The following is a 741-nucleotide window of genomic DNA, read 5'->3' as shown; positions in this document are numbered from 1 at the left end:
TCAAACAAGCGATTTCTTCCTTTTACATCAATTGAGAAAAAGGGGTTGAAAAAGGTGAGAAAAAGCTTTGTTTTGCTTTTAACGGGACTGCTTGCTGTTCTTATTCTTTCTGCCTGCGGGCAAAAAACACAGCAAGATATTGTGGCCGGGTTAGATGAAAAGGCGAAAGAATACACCTCGTACAAAGCAAAAGCGAAAATGACCATCGAGACAGGGAGTGAGCCTCAAGTATACAATGTGGAAATTTGGCACAAAAAGCCGTCTCTGTACAGGGTTTATTTAGAAAATCCGAAAAAGGACCAAAACCAAGTCATTTTACGAAATGAAAACGGAGTATTCGTTCTCACGCCGTCTTTAAATAAGAGCTTCAGATTTCAAAGCGATTGGCCGAACAACAGCAGCCAGGTTTATCTGTTTGAATCGCTCGTAAAGGATGTTCAAAACGATTCGGATGCAGTTTTCACAGCGAAAGAAAAGAAATATGTATTCGAAACAAAAACAAACTATCAGCATAACAAAATGCTGCCCACGCAAGAAATCACATTTAACAAAAAAGATATGAGCCCGTCATCTGTCAAAGTGATGGATACTGACCGGAAAGTGATGGTCAAAGTAGAATTCAGCAGCTTTGAATTTAATAAACAATTTGATAAAGAATCATTTGATGAAAAGAAAAATATGACCCTTTCTCAAATGGATGTTGCCACAAGCGCGAAGCCTTCCGATACATTTGCGGTCAAA

Annotated in this window: 1 protein-coding gene; it reads left to right on the top strand. The window is 38.9% G+C overall.

The annotated features are described in order from the left end of the window. Positions 1–45 precede the first annotated feature (45 nt). The coding region (locus ACWHAR_RS26600; protein WP_452088367.1) for a LolA family protein at positions 46–741 on the top strand (696 nt) is incomplete at its 3' end.

It is taken from the genome of Bacillus sp. LR--39, assembly GCF_053613335.1.
Note: the sequence above shows the minus strand (reverse complement) of the source record. Positions and strands in the feature narration are given on the sequence as shown.